Origin of the sequence: Bradyrhizobium sp. SEMIA (assembly GCF_014844175.1) — a bacterium.
Lineage (GTDB): Bacteria > Pseudomonadota > Alphaproteobacteria > Rhizobiales > Xanthobacteraceae > Bradyrhizobium > Bradyrhizobium arachidis.
This window is the reverse complement of the sequence record NZ_CP046601.1, coordinates 3173750-3196970: the sequence shown is the minus strand read 5'-3', so window position 1 is coordinate 3196970 and position 23221 is coordinate 3173750. Positions and strand designations below refer to the sequence as shown.

The following is a 23221-nucleotide window of genomic DNA, read 5'->3' as shown; positions in this document are numbered from 1 at the left end:
CGGGGCCCGGATCGTGCGGCGAAGGGACGAAGCCTGAGAAGATGACGCGGTTTGACGGCGAGGTGTCGCCAGCCTTCGAGATCGTGGAGCCCGCCGCATGGCGCGCGCCAATCATCTTCAACTCGCCCCATTCCGGCTCGACCTATCCGGACGAATTCCTCAGCGCCTCGCGGATCGACCTGACGACGCTGCGGCGCTCCGAAGATTCCTTCATGGACGAGCTGATCGGCCATCTGAGCACGCGCGGCTTTCCGACCGTGCGGGTCAACTTTCCCCGCTCCTATGTCGACGTCAATCGCGAGCCCTATGAGCTCGATCCGCGCATGTTCACCGGCCGCCTGCCGAGCTTCGCCAACACCCGTTCGATGCGGGTCGCGGGTGGCCTCGGGACCATTCCGCGCGTGGTCGGCGACGGACAGGAGATCTACCGCGAACGGATCCTGGTCGACGATGCGCTGGCGCGGATCGAGACGCTCTACAAGCCCTATCACCGCGCGCTGCGTCGGCTGATCAACAAGGTGCATCAGATGTTCGGCACCGTGGTGCTGGTCGATTGCCATTCGATGCCGTCGGTCGGCGTCAGCAGAGACGAGCCGCGCCGGCCCGACGTCGTGATCGGCGACCGCTACGGCACCAGCTGCACGCCGCTCTTGCCTGACCGGGTCGAGGAGACCCTGGGCGGGCTCGGCTATTCGATCGGCCGCAACAAGCCCTATGCCGGCGGCTTCATCACCGAGCATTACGGCAATCCCGCAAGCGGCCTGCACGCCGTGCAGCTCGAGCTCAATCGCGCGATCTACATGGACGAGCGGCGGCGCGAGCGCAGCCCGCGCTTTGCGCAAGTCGCTTCCGACTTCGGCGTGCTTGCCGACGTGCTGGCGACGACGATTCCGTTCGGCGATCTCGGCCCGTTCCAGGCCGCAGCGGAATAGACGACAGCTTTTTCTTTGGACGATCGCGCCGTGCGCGATGGGCGCGAATGCGTTTTCGCTTCGCCGCTTGCGCGCGCCAAAATGAAAACGGAGGCGGCAAGAAAAAAGGGCCGCTTCTAATGAAGAAGCGGCCCAAGTCTAGGGAGGAAACGCCCAAGGAGGGCAGCGGTAACGCAGAGCGCTACCGCACCGCAACAATATGCGGCCGCGCCGCACAAAGTGCAAGGGCTTTTGAGCCATTTCCCATGCAATATGCACATGGCTCAATTGCTTTAAGAGAAACCCAGATTCAGTTTCTTTGATAAGGAATTTCAATGGGTTGATAGTCGTTTGCATACGAACAAGGCATGCTCGGAACTAAGTTTTCAACTCCGTGATCGATATTTGGCCAGGATATGACTGAGCTGAGGCAGCCGCCCGCGGCATTCAAAATACCAGGGGCCAAATCAAGACAGCGCTGCACGCGAGAGGCGATTTGAGCTAGGCAGGTGGAAGCTTCATCCGACTTTCGCTTCGAGGATACGCCGTGACGGTGATCGACTTCTCCGCCTTCATCGGACGGCTCGCCACCGCCTCCGGCGAGACCATCTTGCCGTTCTTCCGCACCTCGCTGTCGATCGACGACAAGAGCAAGACCAAGGATTTCGACCCCGTCACCGAAGCCGACCGCGCCGCCGAGGCGGTGATGCGGCGGCTGATCAAGGCCAGCTTCCCCCAGCACGGCATCGTCGGCGAGGAATTCGGCAATGAGCGCGAGGACGCCGACTATGTCTGGGTGCTCGACCCCATCGACGGCACGAAATCCTTCATCGGCGGCTTTCCGATCTGGGGCACGCTGATCGCGCTGCTGCACAAGGGCACGCCGGTCTACGGCATGATGCACCAGCCCTTCATCGGCGAACGCTTTTCCGGCGACAACGGCTCGGCGAACTACAAGGGCCCCTCCGGCGAGCGCCGGCTCCAGGTCCGCCGCTGCGCCTCGCTGTCGGAGGCGACCACCTACACCACCTCTCCGCTGCTGATGAACGAGCGCGACCGCGCCATTTTCGGCCGCATCGAGCAGGGCGCACGGCTGTCGCGCTATGGCGGCGACTGCTACTCCTATTGCATGCTGGCGGCCGGCCATGTCGACCTCGTGGTCGAGACCGAGCTGAAACCTTACGACATCGCGGCCCTGATCCCGATCGTGACCGGCGCCGGCGGTGTCGTCACCACCTGGGAAGGCAAGCCGGCGCAGGGCGGCGGCCGCATCGTTGCCGCCGGCGACGCAAGAGTTCATGAAGAAGCCTTGAGGCTGCTCAACCAATAACAAACGCGAGCGGGAGGCTTGCATGACCATCTCACGCAGGCTGCTCGTTGGATTATTGCTGCTATTGCCGTCATTGGCATCGGCGCAGAATTTTCCCGCAAAACCGATCAAGCTGATCGTGCCGTTTCCGGCCGGCGGTCCCAATGACATCATCGCCCGTGTGATCGGCCAGCGCATGTCGGAGCTGTCGGGCCAGCCGGTGCTGATCGACAATCGCGGCGGCCAGGGCGGCGTGCTCGGCACCGACGCGGTGTCCAAGGCAGCGCCCGACGGCTACACCATCGCGATCTCCTCGGCCGGCGCGCTCGCGATCAGCCCGAGCATGGAGCGCGTCGCCTACGACACCCAAACCGACCTCACGCCGGTGACGCTGGTTGCGACCGTGCCGGAAATGCTTGTCGTCGCCACCAACGTGCCCGTGAAAGACATCGGCGAGCTGATCGCGCTCGCCAAGGCGCAGCCCGGAAAGCTCAACTTCGCCTCCTCCGGTCCCGGCAGCCTGCCGCATCTTGCCGGTGAACTGTTCAAGCTCACAGCGAAGATCGACATCGTGCATGTGCCCTATCGCGGCGCCGCTCCGGCCGTGAACGATCTCCTGGGCCAGCAGGTGCAGATGACGTTCCTCGATCTCCCCGTCTTGCTGCCGCAGGTCAAGGCCGGCGCGTTGAAGCCGATTGCCGTCGGATCAGTCGAGCGCGCGCCGACCGCGCCCGACGTGCCGACCACCAAGGAAGCGGGCTTTCCCGACCTTCGCATCGAGAACTGGTACGGCATGGTGGCGCCCAAGGGCACGCCGAAGGAGATCGTCACGGCGCTGCATGGCCTCGCGACCAAGGCCATGGCGGATCCCGCAGTGAAGGAGAAGCTCGCCGCGCAAGGCGCGACGCTTGTCGGCGATGAGCCGGAGCATTTTCGCGCCTTCATTGCCGACGAGACGAAGAAGTGGGCGCAGGTGATCAAGGACGCCGGGGTCGAGACGGCGAAGTAGCTTTCTCTTACCCTCCCCTGGAGGGGGAGAGCCGATCTCTCACAACGCGACAGGTGCGTTCCCTCCCCCCTTGCGGGGGAGGGCTAGGGAGGGGTTCACACGGGGACTCCATCGATCGCGCAAAGAAACTTCTTCACGACAGTCACACCTTTTGCTGGGCCACCCTCTCCCCCGCCCTCCCCCCGCAAGGGGGGGAGGGAGCGCAGCGGAGCATGCGGCGACACCTCGCCTCAATCCGACTTTCGGATAAGGAATTTCAATGGGTTGATAGTCGTTTGCATACGAACAAGGCATGCTCGGCGACTTGTCCCGCAAGATCACCGTGGACGTGAAGGGCGAAATCCTCGAGCTGAAAAACACCATCAACACCATGGTGGACCAGCTCAACGCCTTCGCCGGCGAAGTGACACGCGTGGCGCGCGAAGTCGGCACCGAGGGCGAACTCGGCGGCCAAGCGCAGGTGCCCGGCGTCGCCGGCACCTGGAAGGATCTCACCGACACCGTGAACTTCATGGCGGCCAACCTGACCGAGCAGGTCCGCGGCATCGTCAAGGTCGTGACAGCGGTCGCCAACGGCGATCTCAAGCAGAACCTCACCGTGAAATCGAAGGGCGAGGTCGCAGCCCTCGCCGATACCATCAACAACATGACCGAGACGCTCGCGACCTTCGCCGATCAGGTCACTTCGGTGGCGCGTGAGGTCGGCGTCGAGGGCCGTCTCGGCGGTCAGGCCGACGTGCCCGGCGCCGCCGGCACCTGGAAGGACCTCACGGGTAACGTCAACCTTCTGGCGGCCAACCTCACCTCGCAGGTGCGCGCGATCGCGGAAGTGGCGACCGCCGTGACCAAGGGCGATCTGACGCGATCGATCCAGGTCGACGCCCGCGGCGAAGTGGCCGAGTTGAAAGACAACATCAACACGATGATCACGAACCTCCGTCTGACGACGGACGTGAACACCGAGCAGGACTGGCTGAAGACCAATCTCGCCAAATTCACCAACATGCTGCAGGGCCAGCGCGACCTGGCCACCGTCGGCCGACTGCTGCTCACCGAGCTGTCACCGCTTGTGAATGCCCATACCGGCGTGATCTATCAGGTCGAGAACGAGGACAATCCGCAGCTCTTGCTGCTCGCCTCCTATGCCAGCGACGGCGTCTATCCCTATCAGCGCGTGCTCCAGTTCGGCGAAGGCCTGATCGGCCAGTGCGCTCTCGACAAGCGGCCGCGGGTGGTGGCCGACATTCCGTCCGATGTCGTGCCGATCAACTCGGCATTGTTCCGCGTCGCGCCCAAGAACCTCGTCGTGCTGCCGGTGCTGTTCGAGGGCCAGGTCAAGGCCGTGATCGAGCTCGCCTCGCTGGTCTCGTTCACGACCTCGCAGATGACGTTCCTGGAGCAGCTCACTGACTCCATCGGCATCGTGCTCAACTCGATTGAAGCGACGATGCAGACCGAAGGCCTGCTCAAGCAGTCGCAGCAGCTGGCCGGCGAGCTCCAGACCCAGCAGCGCGAATTGCAGCAGACCAACGACCAGCTCGAGCAGAAGGCGCAGCAGCTCGCCGAGCGCAACGTCGAGGTCGAGCGGAAGAACCAGGAGATCGAGCAGGCCCGCCGTGCGCTGGAGGAAAAGGCGACCGAGCTCGCGCTGACCTCGAAGTACAAGTCCGAATTCCTTGCCAACATGAGCCACGAGCTGCGCACGCCGCTGAACTCGATCCTGATCCTGGGGCAGCAGCTCACCGACAATCCGGACGGCAACCTCACCCTCAAGCAGGTCGAATTCGCCCGCACCATCCATGGCGCCGGCACCGACCTGCTCAACCTCATCAGCGACATTCTCGATCTCTCCAAGATCGAGTCCGGCACGGTGACGGTCGACGCCGAGGAGATCCTGACCGCGAACCTGCTCGAGACCGTCGGCCGGCCGTTCCGGCACGAGGCGGAGAACCGCAACCTGTCGTTCAAGATCGACCTCGATCCGAACCTTGCGCGCAGCATCGTCACCGACTCCAAGCGGCTGCAGCAGGTCCTGAAGAACCTGCTCTCCAACGCCTTCAAGTTCACCGCCGAAGGCGAGGTGTGCCTGACGGTCGCCGGCGCCGTCGGCGGTTGGGGCACGGATCACCCGGTGCTGAACTCCGCGCCGGCCGTGATCGCATTCGAAGTCTCCGACACCGGCATCGGCATTCCCCTGGAGAAGCAGAAGCTGATCTTCGAAGCGTTCCAGCAGGCCGACGCCGGCACCAGCCGCAAATACGGCGGCACCGGCCTTGGTCTTGCCATCAGCCGCGAGCTCGCAAGCCTGCTCGGCGGCGAAATCCATCTGCGCAGCGCGCCGGGCAAGGGCTCGACCTTCACGCTCTATCTGCCGCTGAAATATTCCGGCCCGACGCTGGCGCCGCGCGCGCCCGCACCGCAGGCCTATAGCCAGCCGCCCGCGCTGCAGCCGTCCGCGCCCGAGCAGCAGCGCGTCATCGAGCAATTGCCCGACGACCGTCTCAACCTCGAACCCGGCGACACCATCCTGCTCATCGTCGAGGATGATCCGCATTACGCGCGCGTGCTGGTGGATCTCGCCCGCGACAAGGGCTTCAAGGTCCTGGTCGCCGCGCGCGGCGCCGAAGCGCTGGAGCTTGCCAAGCAGTACCAGCCGCGGGCCGTCTCGCTCGACGTGTTCCTGCCCGACATGCTCGGCTGGACGGTGCTGAGCCAGCTCAAGCACAATCCGCTGACCCGCCACATCCCCGTACAGATCATTACGCTCGACGAGGACCGCCAGCACGCACTGGCCCGCGGCGCCTTCTCCTTCGTCAACAAGCCGACGACGACGGAAGGCGTGGCAGCTGCGCTGACGCAGATCAAGGAATATGCGCAGCCGCGGCGCAAGCGGCTGCTGATCGTCGAGGACAATGAGGCCGAGCAGCTCTCGATCCGCGAGCTCCTGCACCATGACGACATCGAGATCGTGGCAACCGACACCGGCGCGGGCGCGCTCTCAACGCTGCGCGAGGCGCCCTGCGACTGCGTCGTGCTCGACCTCAGGCTGCCTGACATGAGCGGCTTCGAGGTGCTCGACCAGATCCGCAAGGACGATGCGCTGTCGAACATTCCCGTCGTGGTCTTCACCGGCCGCGAGCTCTCGGCGGAGGAAGACGCGGAACTCCACACCATGGCGCGCAGCATCGTGGTCAAGGGCGTGGAATCGCCGGAGCGCCTGCTCGACGAGACCGCTTTGTTCCTGCACCGCGTGATCACGGAACTGCCGGTCGAGAAGCAGCGCATGCTGGAGAAGCTGAACAGTTCCGACGAGGATCTGATCGGCAAGACCGCCCTGTTGGTCGACGACGACGCCCGCAACATCTTCGCGCTGTCGAGCGTGCTGGAACGGCGCGGCATGAAGGTGCTGACGGCGACGACCGGCAGCGAGGCGGTCACACTGGTCGAATCCAACCCGGAAATCGCCATCGTGCTGATGGACATCATGATGCCGCAGATGGATGGCTATCAGACCATCGGCGTCATTCGCGAAAATCCGGCCTTCGCCCGACTTCCGATCATCGCGCTGACCGCCAAGGCGATGAAGGGCGACCGTGAGAAATGCCTGGAAGCCGGCGCGTCCGATTACCTCGCCAAACCCGTCAACACCGATCAATTGCTGCTTGCGATCCGCATGTGGCTGCACCGTTGAGCTGGATCCGCGAATGGACCACGAAAAGGTCAATATCCTCCTCGTCGACGACCAGCCGGCCAAGCTGCTCGCCTACGAGGTGATCCTGAAGGATCTCGGCGAGAACCTCGTGATCGCTTCGTCCGGCCGCGAGGCGCTGGAGGTGCTGCTCAAGACCGAGATCGCGGTGATCCTGGTCGACGTCTGCATGCCCGAGCTCGACGGTTTCGAGCTCGCCGCGATGATCCGCGAGCATCCGCGCTTCCAGAAGACCGCGATGATCTTCATCTCGGCGATCCAGGTCAGCGACATCGACCGGCTGCGCGGCTACGAGATGGGCGCGGTCGACTACGTCCCCGTGCCTGTTGTGCCCGAGGTGCTGCGCGCCAAGGTCAAGGTGTTTGCCGAGCTCTATCGCAAGACGCGGGAGCTCGAGCGGCTGAACCAGGACCTCGAGGATCGCGTCCGCGCCCGCACGGCGGAACTGGAGAACTCCACCGCGAAGCTGCGCGAGAGCGAAGAGCGGCGCAGCATGGCGATCGCCGCCGGCAAGATGGGATCATGGGACTGGGACTGGATCAACGGCGACTGGATGTGGGACGAGGGCCAGTTCCGCATCTTCGGCGTGACGCCGGAGACCTTCAACGTCACATCGGCGAACATCCAGGCGCTGCTGCACCCGGATGACATCGATCGGTTCGGCGAGGCGGTTGCGGCATTCAACACCGGCGCGCGTGCCTATGAAGGGGAATTTCGCGTCAACCGTCCCGACGGCGAGGTGCGCTGGTGCGTCGGCACGGCGGCCGCAACGCTGGACCACGCCGGCCGTGTCGTGCGGGTGAGCGGCGTCACGGTTGATATCACCGAGCGCAAGCGGGCCGAGGAACGGCAGAATCTGCTGGCGCGGGAGGTCGATCATCGCGCCAAGAACGCGCTGGCGCTGGCGCAATCGATCGTGCGCCTGACCCGGGCCGACGAGGTCAAGGCCTATGTCAACGCCGTCGAGGGCCGCATCAACGCGCTGGCGCGCGTGCATACGATCCTGTCGCTGTCGAGCTGGCAGGGCGCCGAGCTCTCCAGGCTGATCGACGAAGAGCTTGCGCCCTATTCGCTCGGCGGCCAGATCAAGCTCGCCGGTCCCGAAGTTCAGTTGCTGCCGGCCACCGCCCAGACGCTGGCGCTGGCGCTGCACGAGCTTTTCACCAATTCGGCAAAGTATGGCGCGCTCTCGACGCGGTCCGGGCGGCTCATGATCGGCTGGCAGGTCGAGGACGACCTTCTCAAGCTGACCTGGGAGGAATCCGGCGGCCCGCTTGTCAGGACGCCGAAATCGCGCGGGTTCGGCACGCGCAGCCTGCTTGCCAGCGTCGAGTCCCAGCTCGGCGGACAGGCGCAATTCGATTGGCGAGCGGAGGGCCTGTTGTGCCGCCTGGACGTGCCGCTGACACGCAAGTCTGCGGCGACGACGGCACCCGGCAAGTTCGAGGCGGCCGGCTCCGTCGAATTGCAGCGCGCATCCGGTTAGCCCGACGCCGCGCTGGTCCTGCGCTGTGCCGTCTGCGGTTCGCGAGCGATGCGCCCCTCAAGCCAGGCTTCCGTTCGGGCCAGATCGCGCAGCGCCTTCGCATAGCGGCGGGCCGCGCTTCGCTCCGCGCCGCGCGGCAACTGGCGTGCCTTGCGCAAGATGTCCGCGGCCGCGTTGCGATAGGCCAGCGAGCGGTAAAGAAAAACTACCTTACCCATATCGAATGTTCCCGTGTTGCTGGCCCATATCCTCGCAAGCCCGGCATGAACGTCGGATGAAGCGCGCGACGGAATTCCTTGATCCGGATGGAACCAAAGAACGTCTCGCGCGTTTGCCTGCTGGATTCGGGACGCAGTTCCATGCGCGCGAAAAAGTCATCGGATCTGATTTCTCCCACTGGCATCATCAAGCTGATGACGCATGCGATGATGGGCGCAGCCCTCGGCCTCGCCTTCAGCCTCGCGCTCATCCTGTCCAATCCAGCGGTCGCCAATCTCTTGAATGACGGCGGTCGCCAGGCCGTCATCGTCTTCACCCTCACACTCGTGACGACCTTCGCGATCGGCGCGACACTCACCGGCGTCGTGTTCATCCTCGCAGAGGACAAGCAACCTTGAAGCTTGCGTGAAGCGAGCGAAATCTTTGTTGGGAACTCCTGCGACGGACGGCGGTTGGCAGCCTGCGTCATTTTAACTCAGGGAGTTCCCCCGCATGAAGACGACCAAGCTCGCTCTCGCCGTGATGCTGGCAACCGGCCTTGCAGCCGCCCCGTTCGCCGCGCAGGCCAAGTCGCACAAGGCCAAGCATGGATCCTCGATGTCATCGTCGCAGACCACCGGCGCCAACACCAAGCCCTCCAAAGGCCCCGACGCCTCCGGCCAAGGCGGTTCTGGCCCGGGCTCCGATCAGGGCGGCACGATGACCAAGGGCGGCATGAGCAAGTAAGCTCAAATAGCTTCGGCCGCATCTCAAACAAAAGCCCCGCGGCAACGCGGGGCTTTTCGTCGAAACAGTGCAGCAAAGGTCAGGCAGCGCTGCGCTGGACGTGACGACCTTCCTTCACCTCTTCGATGATCTTGGCGCTGAAGGCGTCGAGGTCGCCGGGGTTGCGCGAGGTGATGACGCCCTGATCGACGACGACTTGTGAGTCTTCCCATGTCGCGCCGGCGTTGATGACGTCGGTCTTGATCGACTTGTATGACGTCATCTTGCGACCCTTGGCGATGCCGGTCTCGATCAGGAGCCAAGGCGCGTGGCAAACGGCAGCGACAATCTTCTTGGCGTTGAATATCTCCTTGATGAAGGACAGCGCCTTCGGCTCGACGCGCAAGAGATCCGGATTGATCTGGCCGCCGGGCAGCACGACCGCGTCGTAGTCGTTGCTGGAAACCTGGTCGAGCGTCTTGTCGACCTTCACCGGACGTCCCCAATCTTTCTTGTCCCAGCCCTTGATCTCGCCCGCCGCGAGCGAGACGACGTGGACCGTCGCGCCAGCCTGCTTCAGGCGATCGCGCGGCACTTCCAGTTCCGATTGCTCGAAACCGTTGGTGGCGAGAATGGCAATCGTCTTGCCCTTGAGATCCATGGAACGCTCCATCGCTATGAGAGGAGCCCGGTCAATCGGTCGAACCGGCTTCCGTTCCGAGCAACCGGCGGCATCTCACGGGGATGTGCGGCTTGCCGCAGCGGCCTGATGGCGGTCAAGTCATGACCACACCGGGCGCTAAAGCGCGATGAGATTTGGATGAATCGTCATCGCGCTTTAGGTTGTTGTTTACGCATGATCTTTCCGGAAAACCGCTTCGCACTTTTCCGGATCATGCTTTAGCGCCACATCGTCGGTGCGCGGACCAGAGCATCTCGCGCAGCCTGTTTTAGATCCTCGATCGAGCGGCGATCTGTTTGCGCGGCCTCACGCAGCCGCGTGGCGACACGCTCGCGCGTCGCCAGTTCGGAGAGAGGAAGCCCGGCGCAGACGTCGTCCAGCACGGCCTGTATCAAAGCGGCCATTTCGGCATCGTGCATCGGCGAGCTCCAGCGTGTCGCGTAGCGCGCTCGCTTTAGCTGCGTCGGATGTCAGGGATGTTAAACGCGCCCCACAGCATTGGCTTTCACGAGCTGGTCGAGCTGCGCGCGCTTGCGCGCAATCAGGAGCTGGGCCGCAGCATCATCCAATCCCTCGCGCTGCAATTGCCGGATCGCGGAGCCGAGCTCGAGGATTTCGGCGCGCAGTCTTAGAATCCGGTACGTGTCCGGGTCTTCCTCCACCGCGCGCCTCCGAACTCTCAGCGGCGCGCGATGGCGCGCACCGGATTGACGGCTGTCTTCACGGGACGAAGGCGCACCCGGTCGCGGACATCAGGCAGGACGTCGCCACCGCCGGCGGCCTTCCATTCGCCGATCAGCAGATTGATCCTCCGGCGCAGATCCATCTGCGCCAGAGCTTTTTCGGTGCAGTCGCGATCGCGATTGACGAGGTCGCGGACGGACGCCTCGATATCGGCCATCTCCAGCCTCAAGGCGCTGATTTTACGTCGAATTTCATTAATTCTGTTGTCCATGGCTTGTTAGAACAAAATAAGAACATATAGTCAAGTCACGAATTCAGGATGGAGCAGCGACATGCAGGTTCAGGGTAAATACGACGCAAAGGCTTTTCTCATGGAGATGACCCGCGCGCAGGGGCTGAGGCTGAAGCGGCTCAGCGAGGAGGCCTACCAGCCGGCGCAATACGATCGGGATCTGTCCTCCGCTGAAGCTGCGCGCCGCATCCGCGCGCTGGAGGCGGAGATCGAGCTCGCGAATTCTTTCTAGGCAGCCGGAACGTTCCGCGCTTTGGGAACCATGCTTGTGTCCAATGGTTTTTCCCCGGCCAAGGGAGAGAATGCATGGCACGCAAGGCAAAGAAACGCCGTTACTCGCGTAGCGCCGGCAGCGATGTCGAGAGCGAGATGCGGCGCTACAAGAAGGGCACCGCGAAGAGCGGACGCGGCGGTCGTGGCGGGCGCGTGAAGAGCCGCAAGCAGGCGATCGCGATCGGACTGTCGAAGGCGCGCAAGAAGGGCAAGAAAGTCCCGAAGAAGGCATCGAAGCGCAAGACGTCCAAGAAAAAGACGTCCAGGAAGACGTCTAAGAAGTCATCCAGGAAATCATCCAAGAGGTCGTCGAAGCGCAAATCCTCCTAGCGCTCGCGCCGATCCGTGTCAGATCATGCTGCCGGGCATGAAGCAGCGGATCGAAATCCCGAACGCGGTCTTCACCGGCCACACCATGGTGCGGCCGGCCCGGTTCGGCTCGGTGATGACGGCTTCATCCGGCACCTCGACCCACTGCCCGTCGAGACGCACGCGATAATGCCCGTTGTGCGACTCCCAGTCGGGATCGGCAACGGCAAAACCATCCGCATCCGAACAGCACGGGCCAAGATGGCTGCGCAGGCTGTCGAACCATGGCTTGAGGGGGGAGTCGGCGTAACGGCCGTCATCACGCCCGAGGGCGTTTCCGCTCCACAGCACCAATGGCGCCACAAGCAACGCACGCCTCAGCGAGAGCTTCAATCGATCCATGTTCGGCACCGATCAAATGCGAACCACCGGCCGGTTCCAAAAAGCGGCTGGCAGTTCGAAGGTCCACGCTTGCAACTGGCTCGGCGGCTCCGTTGCCGCCAAGCAAATATACGACTCGGAACAGTGATCAGCGAACACGGCTTTTTCGGACGAACCGGGTCATCGTCCCTGCCGTTAACGAGAATGTTATCAGATATCCCGCGGTAATTCTGAAGGCGAACAGAAAAGGCGGCCCCAAGGGCCGCCTTTGGATTTGGTTCGGTCGACGTTCGCCTTACGCGAGCGGCACCGCGACGAAGCGGGTCGCCTCCGCGCTCTTGACCTGCAACAGCACGCTGCGCTTGCCGGAGGACTTCGCCTGCGCCAGCTCCGAGCGGACGTCGCCGACATTGGCAACGGCCTTGCCGCCGACATTGAGGATGACGTCGCCGGTCTGGATGCCGCGCTGCGCCGCAGGCCCTTGCGGATCGACCTCGGTGACGACGACGCCCTTCTGGCCGGCGCCCTGCACCTCGCCGGCCGGAGCCAGGCTCAGCCCGAGGCGCGGCGTGCCGGCGTCCGGCTGCACCTTGCCCTCGCCGGTCTTGCCTTGGGCCTGCCGCTCGTTCGGCAGCTCGCCGAGCGCGAGCGTCACGTCTTGGCTGCGCCCTTGTGGAAGACGTCGAGCTTCACCGAGGTGCCGGGCGCCAGCGTGGCGATGGTGCGGGCGAGATCGCGGGAGTCCTTGATCGCGGTGCCGTTGACGGCGGTGATGACGTCGCCGGCCTCGATGCCGGCCTTCGCCGCCGGGCTGCCGTCCTGCGGATTGTCGACGATCGCGCCGCGCGCTTCCTTGAGGCCGAGGCTGTCGGCAATGTCCGACGTCACCGGCTGCACCTGCACGCCGAGCCAGCCGCGCGTCACCGCACCCTTGTCCTTGAGCTGCGCGACGACGAGCTTCGCGGTCGAGGCCGGAATGTCGAAGCCGATGCCGACCGAGCCGCCGGAGGGCGAGAAGATCGCGGTGTTCACGCCGATCACGTTGCCGCTCATGTCGAAGGCCGGACCGCCGGAGTTGCCCTTGTTGATGGGCGCGTCGATCTGGATGAAGTCGTCATAGGGGCCGTTGCCGATGTCGCGGCCGCTGGCCGAGACGATGCCGGCCGTGACGGTGCCGCCGAGGCCGAAGGGATTGCCGACCGCGACCACCCAGTCGCCGATGCGCGGCTTCTGGTCGGAGAACTTGACGAACGGGAAGTCCTTCTTGCCGTCGACCTTGATCAGCGCGAGATCGGTCTTCGGATCCGTGCCGACCACCTTCGCAGTGTAGACCGTGCCGTCATCCATCGTCACCTGCACGGATTCGGCATGGTCGACGACGTGGTTGTTGGTCACGGCATAGCCGTCGGCGGAGATGAAGAAGCCGGAGCCTTCGCCGGTGATGACCTGGTGGCGCTGGCGCGGCATGCCGTTCATGCCGGGGCCGCGGAAACCGAACTGCCGCGAGAACTGGTCGAACGGCGAATCCTCGTCCGAATCCATCCGGTTCTGCTGCATCATCGCGCTCTTGTCGTTGTCCTGGTCGATCTTGACCCGCACCGAGATGACGGCGGGTTTGACCTTGGCAACGAGATCACCGAAGCCCTGCGGCGTCGCGGCGCCTTCCGCGGCCTGGGCCGGCGCGACGAAGGAGTTGACGCCGAATTGCGAGGAAACGGGAGAGGCAGCGAGCACGGCCACGCCGAGCGCGGCCACGGTGCCGAGCAGCGCGAGGCGGCGCGGCTTCAGGATTTTGCGGGGGGTGTCGGAATTGACGCGATCGTTCATGTCGAAATGTCCATGTTGGGTAAGTCGCCTTGAACCCAACATGGACATCGTCACCTTACGACGTCCCGTCCGTCCGATTAAATCTTGGCAAAGAACGGCGCAGCAGAAGAGCTGCACCATGCCGTCGAGCGATCACACGCCCTTGTCGTTCGGATTGGCGACCGCATCCTTGAGCGGCGTCGGCATCGGGAAGTTCAGGTTCACATTCTTGGGCGGAATGGGTTTTGTGAACCATTTCGCGTAGAGTTCCGCGAACTCGCCGCGCTTCATCATGGCGACCAGCGTCTTGTCGATCAATGCCTTGAACTCTGGATCGCCCTTGCGGATGATCAGCCCGTAAGGCTCGGTGCGCAGGCTGTCGTCGATGATCCGCCAATTGTCCGGCGTCTGGCTGCTGGCGATGAGTCCCGCGAGCAGGATGTCGTCCATGACGAAGGCGTCGCTGCGGCCGGTCGTGAGCGCCAGGAACGACGCGGCATGGTCCGGCGACAGCACCTGCTTGAAGCCGAAATTCTTCTCCTGGCTGCGTGCCAGCAACAGCGTGATCGACGTCGAGCCGGTGGTGAGCGCGACCGGCTTGTCCTTGAGATCCTCGAACGTCTTGATCGGCGCATCCTTCCGGACCACAGCGCGAATGCTCGAGACGAAGATGGTATTGCTGAAGGCCACCACCTTCTGGCGCTCCAGCGTGTTGGTGGCGGGACCGCAGACGATGTCGATGGTTCCGTTCTCGATCAACGGAATCTGCGTGCTGAGCTGGATCGGCTGCAGCCTGGTCTGAAGTGCCGGCAGCTTGAGCTCGTCCTTCACCGCATCGACGATCCGCACGCAGAGATCCATCGCAAAGCCGACCGGCTTCTGGTTCTGGTCGAGATAGGAGAACGGGACCGAGACGTCGCGATGGCCGAGCCGGATCTCGCCGACATCCTTGATCTTCGCCAGCGTCCCGCCCGGCGTCTGAGCCTGCGCGGGCGCCGTCAGCGCGGTCAAAAACATCAGCGAATACCACAGGTCCTTCATCACGCCACTCCTAGTTTGGATACAATCTCTCAATATTTTATACGCCGTATTGCATAATCCGCAAACAGATTTTATACAATCTGGGTCAAGCCAACCGCGACAGGGTGCCGGATGAAATCGGGAGCAGTGGCAAAGCAGCGCAGTGGCGGCGGTCACGGCTCCACGCCTGATGCCGTGCGCGAGGCGCTGCGCCGCGCGATCAGTGCAGGCGAGCTCGCGCCCGGCATCCAGCTTCGTCAGGACGAGCTCGCGGAGAAGTTCGGGACCAGCCGCATTCCCGTCAGGGAAGCGCTGCGCCAGCTTGAAGCGGAAGGCTTCGTGACGTTCCTGCCCAACCGGGGCGCGGTCGTCTCCGATCTCTCCATCGACGAGGTCGTCGAGCTGCTCGAAATCCGCATCGCACTCGAATGCCACGCATTGCGGCTCGCCATTCCGGCGATGGGCGATATCGATCTCGACGACACCAGAAAGATCCTGCGTTCCTACGACGCGGAGCCCGATCCGGAGCAATGGGGCGCGTTCAACTGGCGCTTCCACAAGGCGCTCTACGCCCCCTGCAATCGCCCTCGCCTGCTCGCGATGATCGAGGCCAATTACGGCCATGTGAGCCGCTTCACCCGCACCCTCGTGTCGCGTGCGACCGGCAAGGAACGGCCCCAGCGCGAGCATTACCAGCTGCTCGAATATTGCCGCGACGGCGAGGTCGAGAAGGCCGTGCGCCTGCTGCGCGAGCACATCGTTCAGACGCAGAAGACGCTGCGATCGGCGCAGCGTCTCGCATCACGGGACGAGACCGACTGATCCCGGGGGATCATCTGTCCCGCGAGCCAACGGAGAGTACGCTTGAAGACGAACGACGTCGAAATCCTGGTCATTGGCGCCGGCATGGCGGGCCTTGCCACCGCTTACTACCTCGCCGTCGAGCACAAGCGCTCGCGCCTCCTGATCGTCGATCAAGGCCAGCCGATGGCGCTGACGTCGGCGCAGTCAGGCGAGAACTATCGCAACTGGTGGCCGCATCCGACCATGGCCGCGTTTACCGACCACAGCTCGGACCTGATGGAGGACGTCGCGCGCCGCACGGATAATCGCATCCACATGACGCGGCGCGGCTACCTCCTCGTGACCCGCGACGACAGTCCGGACGAGCTGCTCCGTCAGTTGCATGCCGGCTACGGCGCCGCGGCCTCGAAACTGATCCGCCAGCATGAGGGCACCAGTCAGACCTATTCGCCGCCGCTCTCGGTGGACTGGCAGACCGCACCCGACGGCGTCGATGTGCTGCGCGGCCGCGACCTGATCCAGCGCTATTATCCCGCCTTCGACAAGGAGGCCGCGACCGCGCTTCACATCCGCCGGGCCGGCGACATCAGCGGCCAACAGCTCGGCCAGTACATGCTGGAGACGATGCGACCGTTGGCGGTCCAATTTCAGCAGGCGCGCGTGGTGGGCATCGCCAAGGCCGACCGGTTTCAGGTCGACGTCGTCGCCGACGGCGAGCGCCAGACCCTCAAGGCCGATATCATCGTCAATGCGGCAGGCCCGTTTGCGGCGCACATTTCTGCGATGCACGGCGAAAAGCTGCCGATGCACAACGTGCTTCAGCAGAAGATCGCCTTCGTCGACCGCCATCGCGCGGTCGATCGCAAGATGCCCTTTGCAATCGACCTCGACGGCCAGACGCTGGCCTGGTCGCCGGAGGAACGTGAGGCGCTGGCGGCCGACCCGGACCTCGCCCGGTTGCTGGAGCCGATGCCGGGCAGCATTCACTGCCGCCCCGACGGCGGCGACCACGGCCAATGGATCAAGCTTGGCTGGGCCTTCAACTCGGAGCCATCAGAGCCCACGCGCGAGCCGGAGCTCAATCCTTACTTCCCTGAGATTGTGCTTCGCGCCGCAAGCCGGCTCCAGCCCGCGCTCGGGCAATATCTTGGTGCCCTGCCCCGCGACCGCGTGCATTACGGCGGCTTCTATCCGATGACGAAGGAAAACTGGCCACTGATCGGCGCGGCCAAGACTGCAGGTGTATTCCTCACGGCCGCATTGTCGGGCTATGGAACGATGTCAGCCTGCGCCGCCGGCGATCTCTGTGCGCGCGCCGTGGTCGGCGCGCCGACACCCGCCTTTGCCGGCGTCCTCTCGCTCGCGCGCTACGAGAACAAGGCACTCATGGACGAACTCGAGAGTGCCGAGAGCCGCGGTCTACTCTGACCGCTCGCCGGCCGGCTGCCTTCACGCCGCGACGTGAGTCTCCCACGCTGCGGCCGCGGCGGCGTCCTCGTCGCGTTGTGCATTGCAGGCGTCGAAATGCGCCTTCAGCTCGGTCTCGGCGAGATGTTCGAAATGCTCGGCCTGGCCGAGGAGTTCCCAGGTCTGGAGCGGCCGGTAAGCCGCCTGCTGACGACAGAGGGACGCTAGTGCCCGGTAGCGACGTACGTTCTCCATGAGACCCTCCCTCGCATTCACTGGGCTTATTGCCCTGATTTGCGTCAGGCCGATGGCGGCCGTGCAACAGATTTGCTGCGCGCACGGCCGGCCTCATCAAAGTTAACTTTTCAGAAATCCGCAAGCGAAGATTGGTTCCTGGCGCAGAACCGGGGGAACTCGCAAGGCCTCAGGCGTAGCGGCGGCGCTCGACGGTGATGCCGATCAGATCGAGATACCGTTCGATCGGTTCGGGCCGGCCGATGAGGTAGCCCTGCATCTCGTCGCAAGCTTCCCCCGCCAGGAAGGCACACTGTGCTTCCGTCTCCACCCCTTCGGCGACGACAGGAATGTTCAGGGCGCGCGCAAGGCTGAGGACCGCGCGGACGATCTCGGCCGATTGCGGACTCGCCTCGAGATTGGAGATGAAGCTGCGGTCGATCCTGATCTTGTCGAACGGAAACGACTGGAGATAGGACAACGACGAATAGCCGGTGCCGAAATCGTCCATGGCGATGCGGATGCCGAGCGCCTTCAAACGCCGCAGCAGATTCAGCGCGCGGGTAAAATCGCCGATCAGCACACCCTCGGTGATCTCGACCTCGAGCCGCGTTGGCGCGAGCCCCGTCTCCAGCAGGATCTGGTGGATCGAGCGTTCGAGGTCGCCGGCCTGGAACTGGACCGGCGACAGATTGACTGCGACCGGCAGCGGCCGCGGCCACGACACCGCCTCGCGGCACGCTTCGCGCAGGATCCATTCGCCGATCTGGATGATCAGCCCGTTCTCCTCGGCGAGCGGAATGAACTGGTCCGGCGCCACGAAGCCGCGCGTCGGGTGGTTCCAGCGCAGCAGCGCCTCGAAGCCAACGACCTCGCCGTCCATCCGGGCCTGCGGCTGGAAGTGGACGAGGAGCTGGTTCTGCTCCAGCGCCTGGCGCAGATCGTGCTGCAACAGCCTGCGGTCGCGCAGCTCCTGATCCATCTCGGATTCGAAGAAGCGGACCCGGGCCCTGCCCTCGCGCTTGGCGCGATAGAGCGCGGAATCGGCGTTGGCGAGCAGCGTCGCCGCATCCACGCCGTCATCGGGGTAGACCGCGATGCCGACGCTGAGCCCGACATGGGAGAGATAATCGTCGACCTCGAGCTCGGTGCCGATCGCCTCGACCAGACGTTCGGCGAGCGCCAGCACCGCGTCCCGGCACGCATCGTCCGGCAGCAGGATCATGAACTCGTCGCCGCCGACGCGGGCGATGAAGGCGCCGTCGGCCTCCGCCGCAAGACGGTCCGCCGCCGCCCGCATCAGCATGTCGCCAACGGGGTGGCCGAACACGTCGTTGACTTCCTTGAAGCGGTCGTGATCGAGGCTCAGCACCGCAAAGCTGGTCGAAGCGTCCTGCGCCCGTTCCAGCTGCTCCGCCAGCGCAACGTTGAATGCGCTGCGGTTGGGCAGATCGGTCAGCACGTCGTGATGTGCGAGATGGCTGATGCGTTGCTGCGTGTTGACCCGCTCGGTGACGTCCTCGATCACGCCGACCAGATATTGCGGCTCACCCGCGCCGTCCGTGATCAGCATCTTGCGCGAATTCACGACGCGGTCGTGGCCCTTGACGCCGACTTCGAGCAGGTACTCCTCCAGGAACATCGGCATGCCGCTGGCGACCACCCGCCGGTCCTGCTCGTTGACCATGCGGGCGACGTCGGCCGGGAAGATCTCCTCGGGAGTCCTGCCCAGCATCTGCTCGCGCGGCACGCCGTAATAATTCTCGCCGGCGCGGTTGAGCAGGATGTAGCGCGAATCCTTTGCGCACTTCGCGAACACGGCGATCGGGATGTTCTCGACGATGGTGTCGAGGAATTCCTGGGTCCGCAGCAGATCCTGCTCGACCTCGTCATGGGTGTGCCCGCGCACATCCGTCATTCTCTGGCGGCCGCGATCACTGGCCTCGTAAGCCGCGCTGACGAGCTCGCCCAGCTTGACGAGATCGACCTGTCCGGCAGCATCGGTGGCGCAGCGGAGCTGCTCGGCGAACAAGCGGTGCATCATGCCATCGCTCCGCGCCGCGTGCAGGCCTCATGCCCGCAAATATCTGCGTTCCGCATCCCCGCGCTCTCATAGCGTTCCTAAACCGCAGATTGAGGCGCTTAACATTGCGCGGGCGTTAATCGAACTCGCGCCCCGGCCGCGTTGGTTACCCCGGCCTGAAAAGAACCGATCAGTTTGTGCGGCATCCTCCGTAGAACCCCGGAGAAAAGTGGCATGCCTTCGCACAAAGGGGACCACAGCAACATCGCCACGCGTCCCGTCCGTAGTCTACCGAATGAGCGCGCCCTCTCCGGCGCGCATCGGCTGCGCGGAAATATCCTGCAACTTCGGAACCCCACCGGCTTCCGCAGCGGCGCGAATGGCCGAAATGTTGGCGGCATAATCGGCGCGGCTCTTGCCGCGGAACACCGCCGAACCCGCGACCAGCGTATCGGCGCCCGCGGCGGCGACGGCAGCAGCATTGTCGCGCGTGACGCCGCCATCGACCTCGAGCCGGATCGGCCGGTCGCCGATCATGCTGCGAATACGCCTGATCTTCCCGATCTGGGATTCGAGAAAGGATTGGCCGCCGAAACCAGGATTGACCGTCATCACCAGCACAAGGTCGAGACGATCCAGCACATATTCGATCGCACTCTCTGGCGTCGCCGGGCACAGGCTGACGCCCGCCTTCTTGCCGAGCGCGCGGATTGCCTGGAGCGAGCGGTCGAGATGCGGACCTGCCTCGGCATGGACGGTGATGACGTCAGCACCGGCCTTGGCGAACGCCTCAAGGTACGGATCAACAGGCGCGATCATCAGATGAACGTCGAAGATCTTCGACGTCACCGGCCGGATCGCCTTGATGACGTCGGCGCCAAAGCTGATGTTCGGCACGAAATGTCCGTCCATCACATCGCAATGGATCCAATCGGCACCGGCTGCGTCAATCGCCGCGATCTCCTCGCCGAGGCGGGCGAAATCAGCCGCCAGGATGGAGGGAGCATGATGATCTGCTTGGTCATTGTTTTGCACTCCGCGCGTCGGCCCCGCCGCTGAAGACGCGGCTCGCCAGCACATCGGCGGCATCGACGGTTTCGAGATCGGCGACATCGAGCATGCGGTCAAGATCGGACACCAGGCGATCGGCCTGACGCAGGCGGATGCGGTCGACGGCATTGCGGATCGAGCGCGCATTGGAGAAGAACGGCTGGGTCCGGCGCAGCGCAATGTATTTCTCGAATGCTTCCCGTGCGGCCGCCGAGAAGCGATAGCCGCGCTCCTTCAGCATCAGCTCGGCGATAACGAGCAGCTCGGATTCGGCATAATCAGGGAATTCGATGTGGTGAGCGATGCGCGAACGGAAGCCGGGATTGGAGGCGAAAAAGCTCGTCATCCGCTCGCCATAGCCGGCGAGGATCACGACGAGATCCTCGCGCTGGTTCTCCATCACCTGGAGCAGGATCTCGATCGCCTCCTGGCCGTAGTCGCGCTCGTTGTCGGGCCGGTGCAGGTAATAGGCCTCGTCGATGAAGAGCACGCCGCCCATCGCTTTCTTCAGGATCTCCTTGGTCTTCGGCGCGGTGTGGCCGATATATTGGCCGACGAGATCGTCGCGCGTCACCGAGATCACCTGCCCGCGCCGCACGAAGCCGAGCCCGTGCAGAATCTTCGCCATACGCAGCGCCACCGTCGTCTTGCCGGTGCCGGGATTGCCGGTGAACGACATGTGCAGCGTCGGCGGCGCGGCGGCGAGGCCCGCGCGCTGCCGGATGCGCTCGATCAGCAGCAGCGAGGCGATCTGGCGCACACGGTTCTTTACCGGCTTGAGCCCGATCAACTCCTGCTCGAGCTGTTGCAGCGTGTCGGTGATCCCGGCGGCTTCCGCTTCCTTGCGAAGATCGAAACTCGTCTCACCGGGCTCGGTCGTCGTGGCGTGGAGGACATCCAGCATAGCTACCCTCGAAGAAAAGAGCTTCGCCGCGGGGGGGATGCGGCGAAGCAGTGGTCCGCCAAGGAAACGGAGCAGGGAGTGCTCCGCGCGGAACGAGAATGGTTATTGAGAAGCGTGCGCGGCGAGCTTTCGCACGGTGGTGTAGCGGATGGCGCGTCCGCCCACCTCCTGCCGCACCAGCTCGAACTCCGCCTCTTTCGGCGGCCGATTGACGATGAACGAGATCCGCACCGACTCCCAACCGTGGCTCGAGTCGAAACCGCTGATGCGGATGTAGCGGTCGCCATACACCCGGCGGCATTCGGCGAGCTCCATCATCACGCCGGCTGCGTCCTGGAGATCGAACATCGGCAGGCCCCACATCTCCCAATAGGTGCTGCGGGGGTGCGGATCGTCGGTGAACTCGATGTTCACCGCCCAGCCGTTCGTGAGGCAATACTGCACCTGCTTGTAGATCTGGTCGTCGGTGAGATCAGGCAGGAACGAGAAGCAGCCCTGGGTCAGTTTCATGTCAAATCTCCTCAGACGGTTTCCAGCGCCGTCGGCACGAAGTCCGGCGTGTCGGTGGATTGATAATTGAAGGTGACGTCCTTCCAGACCTCGAGCGCGGACTTCAGCGGCGTGCAGGTCTGCGCCGCCTTCGCCAGGATCTCCGGGCCTTCATGGACGTAGTCGCGCCCCTCGTTACGGGCGAGGATCATCGCCTCCAGCGCCACGCGGTTGGCAATCGCGCCGGCGGCGATGCCCATGGGATGGCCGATGGTGCCGCCGCCGAATTGCAGCACGACGTCCTCGCCGAGGAGATCGAGCAGCTGATGCATCTGCCCGGCATGGATGCCGCCTGAGGCCACCGGCATCATCTTGTTGAGGCTCGCCCACGACTGGTCGAAGAACAGGCCATGCTCGAGCTTCATCGGGTTGAAGTCCTCGCGGCAGACGTCGTAATAGCCGCGCGTGGTGTTGGGATCGCCTTCGAGCTTGCCGACCACGGTGCCGGCATGGATGTGATCGACGCCGGCGAGTCGCATCCATTTGGCGATGACGCGGAACGACACACCATGGCTCTTCTGCCGCGTATAGGTCGAGTGACCGGCGCGATGCAGATGCAGGATCATGTCGTTGCGGCGTGCCCATTTCGCCATGGACTGGATCGCGGTGTAGCCGATCACGAGGTCGATCATGACGATCACCGAACCGAGCTCCTTGGCGAATTCCGCGCGCTCGTACATGTCCTCCATGGTCGCCGCGGTGACGTTGAGATAGGTGCCCTTCACCTCGCCCGTGGCCGCCTGCGCCCGGTTCACCGCCTCCATGCAATAGAGGAAGCGATCGCGCCAGTGCATGAACGGCTGCGAGTTGATGTTCTCGTCGTCCTTGGTGAAGTCGAGCCCGCCCTTCAGCGCCTCGTAGACGACGCGGCCGTAGTTGCGCCCCGAAAGCCCGAGCTTCGGCTTCACCGTCGCGCCCAGCAGCGGCCGGCCGAACTTGTCGAGCCGCTCGCGCTCGACCACGACGCCGGTCGCCGGTCCCTGGAACGTCTTCACATAGGCGACCGGGAAGCGAATGTCCTCCAGACGGAGCGCCTTGAGTGGCTTGAAGCCGAACACGTTGCCGATGATCGAGGCCGACAGATTGGCTATCGAGCCGGGCTCGAACAGGTCGAGGTCATAGGCAATGTAGGCGAAATAGGAGCCCGGAGTGCCCGGCACCGGATCGACGCGGTAGCACTTCGCGCGGTATTTCTCCGCAGCGGTCAGGCGATCCGTCCACACCACCGTCCAGGTCGCTGTTGAGGATTCGCCGGCGACAGCGGCGGATGCCTCGATCGGGTCGACGCCCTCTTGCGGCGTCACGCGGAACAGCGCGATGACGTCGGTCTCCCTCGGCATATAGTCGGGCTCCCAATAGCCCATGCGCTTGTATTCCATCACGCCCGAGCGATATCTTTCCTTGCCCCGGACGGTTCCTGCGTGTGCGTTCATGGCTCTCTCCTGCTCTTCTCTC

The 23221-nt window shown here is 64.1% G+C and carries 24 protein-coding genes and 2 pseudogenes; 12 read left to right on the top strand and 14 right to left on the bottom strand.

The genetic code is table 11. The features are described from left to right. Positions 1-41: 41 nt before the first annotated feature. The 6 genes and pseudogenes from FOM02_RS15660 to FOM02_RS15635 all read left to right on the top strand — a co-directional run bounded on the left by FOM02_RS15660 (position 42) and on the right by FOM02_RS15635 (position 8424). Positions 42-932 carry an N-formylglutamate amidohydrolase gene (locus FOM02_RS15660; protein WP_027562921.1) on the top strand — a complete coding sequence of 297 codons (891 nt, stop codon included), beginning with the start codon at positions 42-44 and terminating at the stop codon, positions 930-932. Positions 933-979: 47 nt separating this feature from the next. After that, a complete protein-coding gene (locus FOM02_RS15655; RefSeq protein WP_141263227.1) occupies positions 980-1234 on the top strand; it encodes a hypothetical protein in 255 nt (84 codons plus the stop codon). Between the two features lie 224 nt (positions 1235-1458). Then, complete coding sequence (hisN, locus tag FOM02_RS15650) at positions 1459-2241, top strand: histidinol-phosphatase (protein ID WP_027562920.1); 783 nt, start codon at positions 1459-1461, stop codon at positions 2239-2241. Between the two features lie 22 nt (positions 2242-2263). Continuing rightward, entirely contained in the window at positions 2264-3229 is a 966-nt protein-coding gene (locus tag FOM02_RS15645; RefSeq protein ID WP_027562919.1) for a Bug family tripartite tricarboxylate transporter substrate binding protein, read from the top strand. A 298-nt stretch (positions 3230-3527) separates the two neighbouring features. Further along, a pseudogene (locus tag FOM02_RS15640) lies at positions 3528-6920 on the top strand (response regulator); the annotation flags it as partial. A gap of 13 nt (positions 6921-6933) precedes the next feature. Continuing rightward, complete coding sequence (locus FOM02_RS15635) at positions 6934-8424, top strand: HWE histidine kinase domain-containing protein (RefSeq protein WP_027558248.1); 1491 nt, start codon at positions 6934-6936, stop codon at positions 8422-8424. Here the strand turns inward: FOM02_RS15635 and FOM02_RS15630 are convergent. Further along, entirely contained in the window at positions 8421-8642 is a 222-nt protein-coding gene (locus FOM02_RS15630; RefSeq protein ID WP_027558247.1) for a hypothetical protein, read from the bottom strand. The genes FOM02_RS15635 and FOM02_RS15630 overlap by 4 nt on opposite strands. Before the next feature lie 141 nt (positions 8643-8783). Here FOM02_RS15630 and FOM02_RS15625 point away from each other — a divergent pair, with 141 nt between their 5' ends. After that, positions 8784-9041, top strand: coding sequence for a hypothetical protein (locus tag FOM02_RS15625; RefSeq protein ID WP_027558246.1), 258 nt, complete (start codon positions 8784-8786; stop codon positions 9039-9041). A 94-nt stretch (positions 9042-9135) separates the two neighbouring features. Then, entirely contained in the window at positions 9136-9369 is a 234-nt protein-coding gene (locus tag FOM02_RS15620; RefSeq protein ID WP_235539807.1) for a hypothetical protein, read from the top strand. Between the two features lie 79 nt (positions 9370-9448). Here FOM02_RS15620 and FOM02_RS15615 read toward each other — a convergent pair whose 3' ends face one another. The 4 genes from FOM02_RS15615 to FOM02_RS15600 all read right to left on the bottom strand — a co-directional run bounded on the left by FOM02_RS15615 (position 9449) and on the right by FOM02_RS15600 (position 10931). Then, positions 9449-10009: a type 1 glutamine amidotransferase domain-containing protein gene (locus FOM02_RS15615; RefSeq protein ID WP_027558244.1), complete on the bottom strand. Its 561-nt coding sequence runs from the start codon at positions 10007-10009 to the stop codon at positions 9449-9451. Positions 10010-10248: 239 nt separating this feature from the next. Next, the gene (locus tag FOM02_RS15610; RefSeq protein ID WP_027558243.1) at positions 10249-10449 is read right to left on the bottom strand and encodes a hypothetical protein; all 201 of its coding nucleotides are present in this window, start codon (positions 10447-10449) and stop codon (positions 10249-10251) included. Positions 10450-10509: 60 nt separating this feature from the next. Then, positions 10510-10692, bottom strand: coding sequence for a hypothetical protein (locus FOM02_RS15605; protein ID WP_084334204.1), 183 nt, complete (start codon positions 10690-10692; stop codon positions 10510-10512). Between the two features lie 17 nt (positions 10693-10709). After that, entirely contained in the window at positions 10710-10931 is a 222-nt protein-coding gene (locus tag FOM02_RS15600; RefSeq protein WP_027558242.1) for a hypothetical protein, read from the bottom strand. 115 nt (positions 10932-11046) lie between these two features. On the opposite strand from FOM02_RS15600, the gene FOM02_RS15595 reads away from it, so the two are divergent. After that, positions 11047-11238: a DUF3072 domain-containing protein gene (locus tag FOM02_RS15595; RefSeq protein ID WP_027558241.1), complete on the top strand. Its 192-nt coding sequence runs from the start codon at positions 11047-11049 to the stop codon at positions 11236-11238. Positions 11239-11312: 74 nt separating this feature from the next. Further along, positions 11313-11609 (top strand): DUF6496 domain-containing protein, encoded by a 297-nt coding sequence (locus FOM02_RS15590; RefSeq protein ID WP_027558240.1) that lies wholly within the window; start codon positions 11313-11315, stop codon positions 11607-11609. A gap of 18 nt (positions 11610-11627) precedes the next feature. Here the strand turns inward: FOM02_RS15590 and FOM02_RS15585 are convergent, their stop codons facing one another. The 3 genes and pseudogenes from FOM02_RS15585 to FOM02_RS15575 all read right to left on the bottom strand — a co-directional run bounded on the left by FOM02_RS15585 (position 11628) and on the right by FOM02_RS15575 (position 14816). After that, a complete protein-coding gene (locus FOM02_RS15585; RefSeq protein WP_027558239.1) occupies positions 11628-11990 on the bottom strand; it encodes a hypothetical protein in 363 nt (120 codons plus the stop codon). A 274-nt stretch (positions 11991-12264) separates the two neighbouring features. Then, positions 12265-13796 (bottom strand): annotated as a pseudogene (locus FOM02_RS15580) (Do family serine endopeptidase). Between the two features lie 132 nt (positions 13797-13928). Further along, entirely contained in the window at positions 13929-14816 is an 888-nt protein-coding gene (locus FOM02_RS15575) for a transporter substrate-binding domain-containing protein (protein ID WP_027558237.1), read from the bottom strand. Between the two features lie 111 nt (positions 14817-14927). On the opposite strand from FOM02_RS15575, the gene FOM02_RS15570 reads away from it, so the two are divergent. After that, positions 14928-15617 (top strand): GntR family transcriptional regulator, encoded by a 690-nt coding sequence (locus FOM02_RS15570; RefSeq protein ID WP_027558236.1) that lies wholly within the window; start codon positions 14928-14930, stop codon positions 15615-15617. Between the two features lie 42 nt (positions 15618-15659). Continuing rightward, a complete protein-coding gene (locus FOM02_RS15565) occupies positions 15660-17027 on the top strand; it encodes an NAD(P)/FAD-dependent oxidoreductase (RefSeq protein WP_027558235.1) in 1368 nt (455 codons plus the stop codon). A 21-nt stretch (positions 17028-17048) separates the two neighbouring features. Here the strand turns inward: FOM02_RS15565 and FOM02_RS15560 are convergent, their stop codons facing one another. From FOM02_RS15560 to FOM02_RS15535, 6 genes are all read right to left on the bottom strand, one after another. Then, on the bottom strand, positions 17049-17261 hold the full coding sequence (locus FOM02_RS15560; RefSeq protein WP_027558234.1) for a hypothetical protein: 213 nt from the start codon (positions 17259-17261) through the stop codon (positions 17049-17051). A gap of 169 nt (positions 17262-17430) precedes the next feature. Further along, on the bottom strand, positions 17431-19284 hold the full coding sequence (locus FOM02_RS15555; RefSeq protein ID WP_035730076.1) for a putative bifunctional diguanylate cyclase/phosphodiesterase: 1854 nt from the start codon (positions 19282-19284) through the stop codon (positions 17431-17433). Between the two features lie 267 nt (positions 19285-19551). Continuing rightward, positions 19552-20298: a ribulose-phosphate 3-epimerase gene (gene rpe, locus FOM02_RS15550; protein WP_416207771.1), complete on the bottom strand. Its 747-nt coding sequence runs from the start codon at positions 20296-20298 to the stop codon at positions 19552-19554. Further along, on the bottom strand, positions 20285-21217 hold the full coding sequence (gene cbbX / locus FOM02_RS15545; RefSeq protein WP_027558231.1) for a CbbX protein: 933 nt from the start codon (positions 21215-21217) through the stop codon (positions 20285-20287). Before cbbX ends, rpe begins: the two co-directional genes overlap by 14 nt. 102 nt (positions 21218-21319) lie before the next feature. Further along, on the bottom strand, positions 21320-21727 hold the full coding sequence (locus FOM02_RS15540; RefSeq protein WP_027558230.1) for a ribulose bisphosphate carboxylase small subunit: 408 nt from the start codon (positions 21725-21727) through the stop codon (positions 21320-21322). A gap of 11 nt (positions 21728-21738) precedes the next feature. Beyond that, complete coding sequence (locus FOM02_RS15535) at positions 21739-23199, bottom strand: form I ribulose bisphosphate carboxylase large subunit (protein ID WP_027558229.1); 1461 nt, start codon at positions 23197-23199, stop codon at positions 21739-21741. Positions 23200-23221 lie beyond the last annotated feature (22 nt).

Excerpts from the sequence above, each read along its gene's own strand:
- FOM02_RS15535 (WP_027558229.1), bottom strand. The coding sequence starts at position 23,199 with ATGAACGCACACGCAGGAACCGTCCGGGGCAAGGAAAGATATCGCTCG.
- FOM02_RS15575 (WP_027558237.1), bottom strand. The coding sequence starts at position 14,816 with ATGAAGGACCTGTGGTATTCGCTGATGTTTTTGACCGCGCTGACGGCG.
- FOM02_RS15585 (WP_027558239.1), bottom strand. The coding sequence starts at position 11,990 with ATGGATCGATTGAAGCTCTCGCTGAGGCGTGCGTTGCTTGTGGCGCCA.
- FOM02_RS15555 (WP_035730076.1), bottom strand. The coding sequence starts at position 19,284 with ATGATGCACCGCTTGTTCGCCGAGCAGCTCCGCTGCGCCACCGATGCT.
- FOM02_RS15660 (WP_027562921.1), top strand. The coding sequence starts at position 42 with ATGACGCGGTTTGACGGCGAGGTGTCGCCAGCCTTCGAGATCGTGGAG.
- FOM02_RS15595 (WP_027558241.1), top strand. The coding sequence starts at position 11,047 with ATGCAGGTTCAGGGTAAATACGACGCAAAGGCTTTTCTCATGGAGATG.
- FOM02_RS15610 (WP_027558243.1), bottom strand. The coding sequence starts at position 10,449 with ATGCACGATGCCGAAATGGCCGCTTTGATACAGGCCGTGCTGGACGAC.
- FOM02_RS15615 (WP_027558244.1), bottom strand. The coding sequence starts at position 10,009 with ATGGATCTCAAGGGCAAGACGATTGCCATTCTCGCCACCAACGGTTTC.
- FOM02_RS15625 (WP_027558246.1), top strand. The coding sequence starts at position 8,784 with ATGCGCGCGAAAAAGTCATCGGATCTGATTTCTCCCACTGGCATCATC.
- FOM02_RS15645 (WP_027562919.1), top strand. The coding sequence starts at position 2,264 with ATGACCATCTCACGCAGGCTGCTCGTTGGATTATTGCTGCTATTGCCG.
- cbbX (WP_027558231.1), bottom strand. The coding sequence starts at position 21,217 with ATGCTGGATGTCCTCCACGCCACGACGACCGAGCCCGGTGAGACGAGT.
- FOM02_RS15600 (WP_027558242.1), bottom strand. The coding sequence starts at position 10,931 with ATGGCCGATATCGAGGCGTCCGTCCGCGACCTCGTCAATCGCGATCGC.
- FOM02_RS15630 (WP_027558247.1), bottom strand. The coding sequence starts at position 8,642 with ATGGGTAAGGTAGTTTTTCTTTACCGCTCGCTGGCCTATCGCAACGCG.
- FOM02_RS15655 (WP_141263227.1), top strand. The coding sequence starts at position 980 with ATGCGTTTTCGCTTCGCCGCTTGCGCGCGCCAAAATGAAAACGGAGGC.
- FOM02_RS15570 (WP_027558236.1), top strand. The coding sequence starts at position 14,928 with ATGAAATCGGGAGCAGTGGCAAAGCAGCGCAGTGGCGGCGGTCACGGC.
- FOM02_RS15620 (WP_235539807.1), top strand. The coding sequence starts at position 9,136 with ATGAAGACGACCAAGCTCGCTCTCGCCGTGATGCTGGCAACCGGCCTT.
- FOM02_RS15540 (WP_027558230.1), bottom strand. The coding sequence starts at position 21,727 with ATGAAACTGACCCAGGGCTGCTTCTCGTTCCTGCCTGATCTCACCGAC.
- FOM02_RS15590 (WP_027558240.1), top strand. The coding sequence starts at position 11,313 with ATGGCACGCAAGGCAAAGAAACGCCGTTACTCGCGTAGCGCCGGCAGC.
- FOM02_RS15635 (WP_027558248.1), top strand. The coding sequence starts at position 6,934 with ATGGACCACGAAAAGGTCAATATCCTCCTCGTCGACGACCAGCCGGCC.
- FOM02_RS15560 (WP_027558234.1), bottom strand. The coding sequence starts at position 17,261 with ATGGAGAACGTACGTCGCTACCGGGCACTAGCGTCCCTCTGTCGTCAG.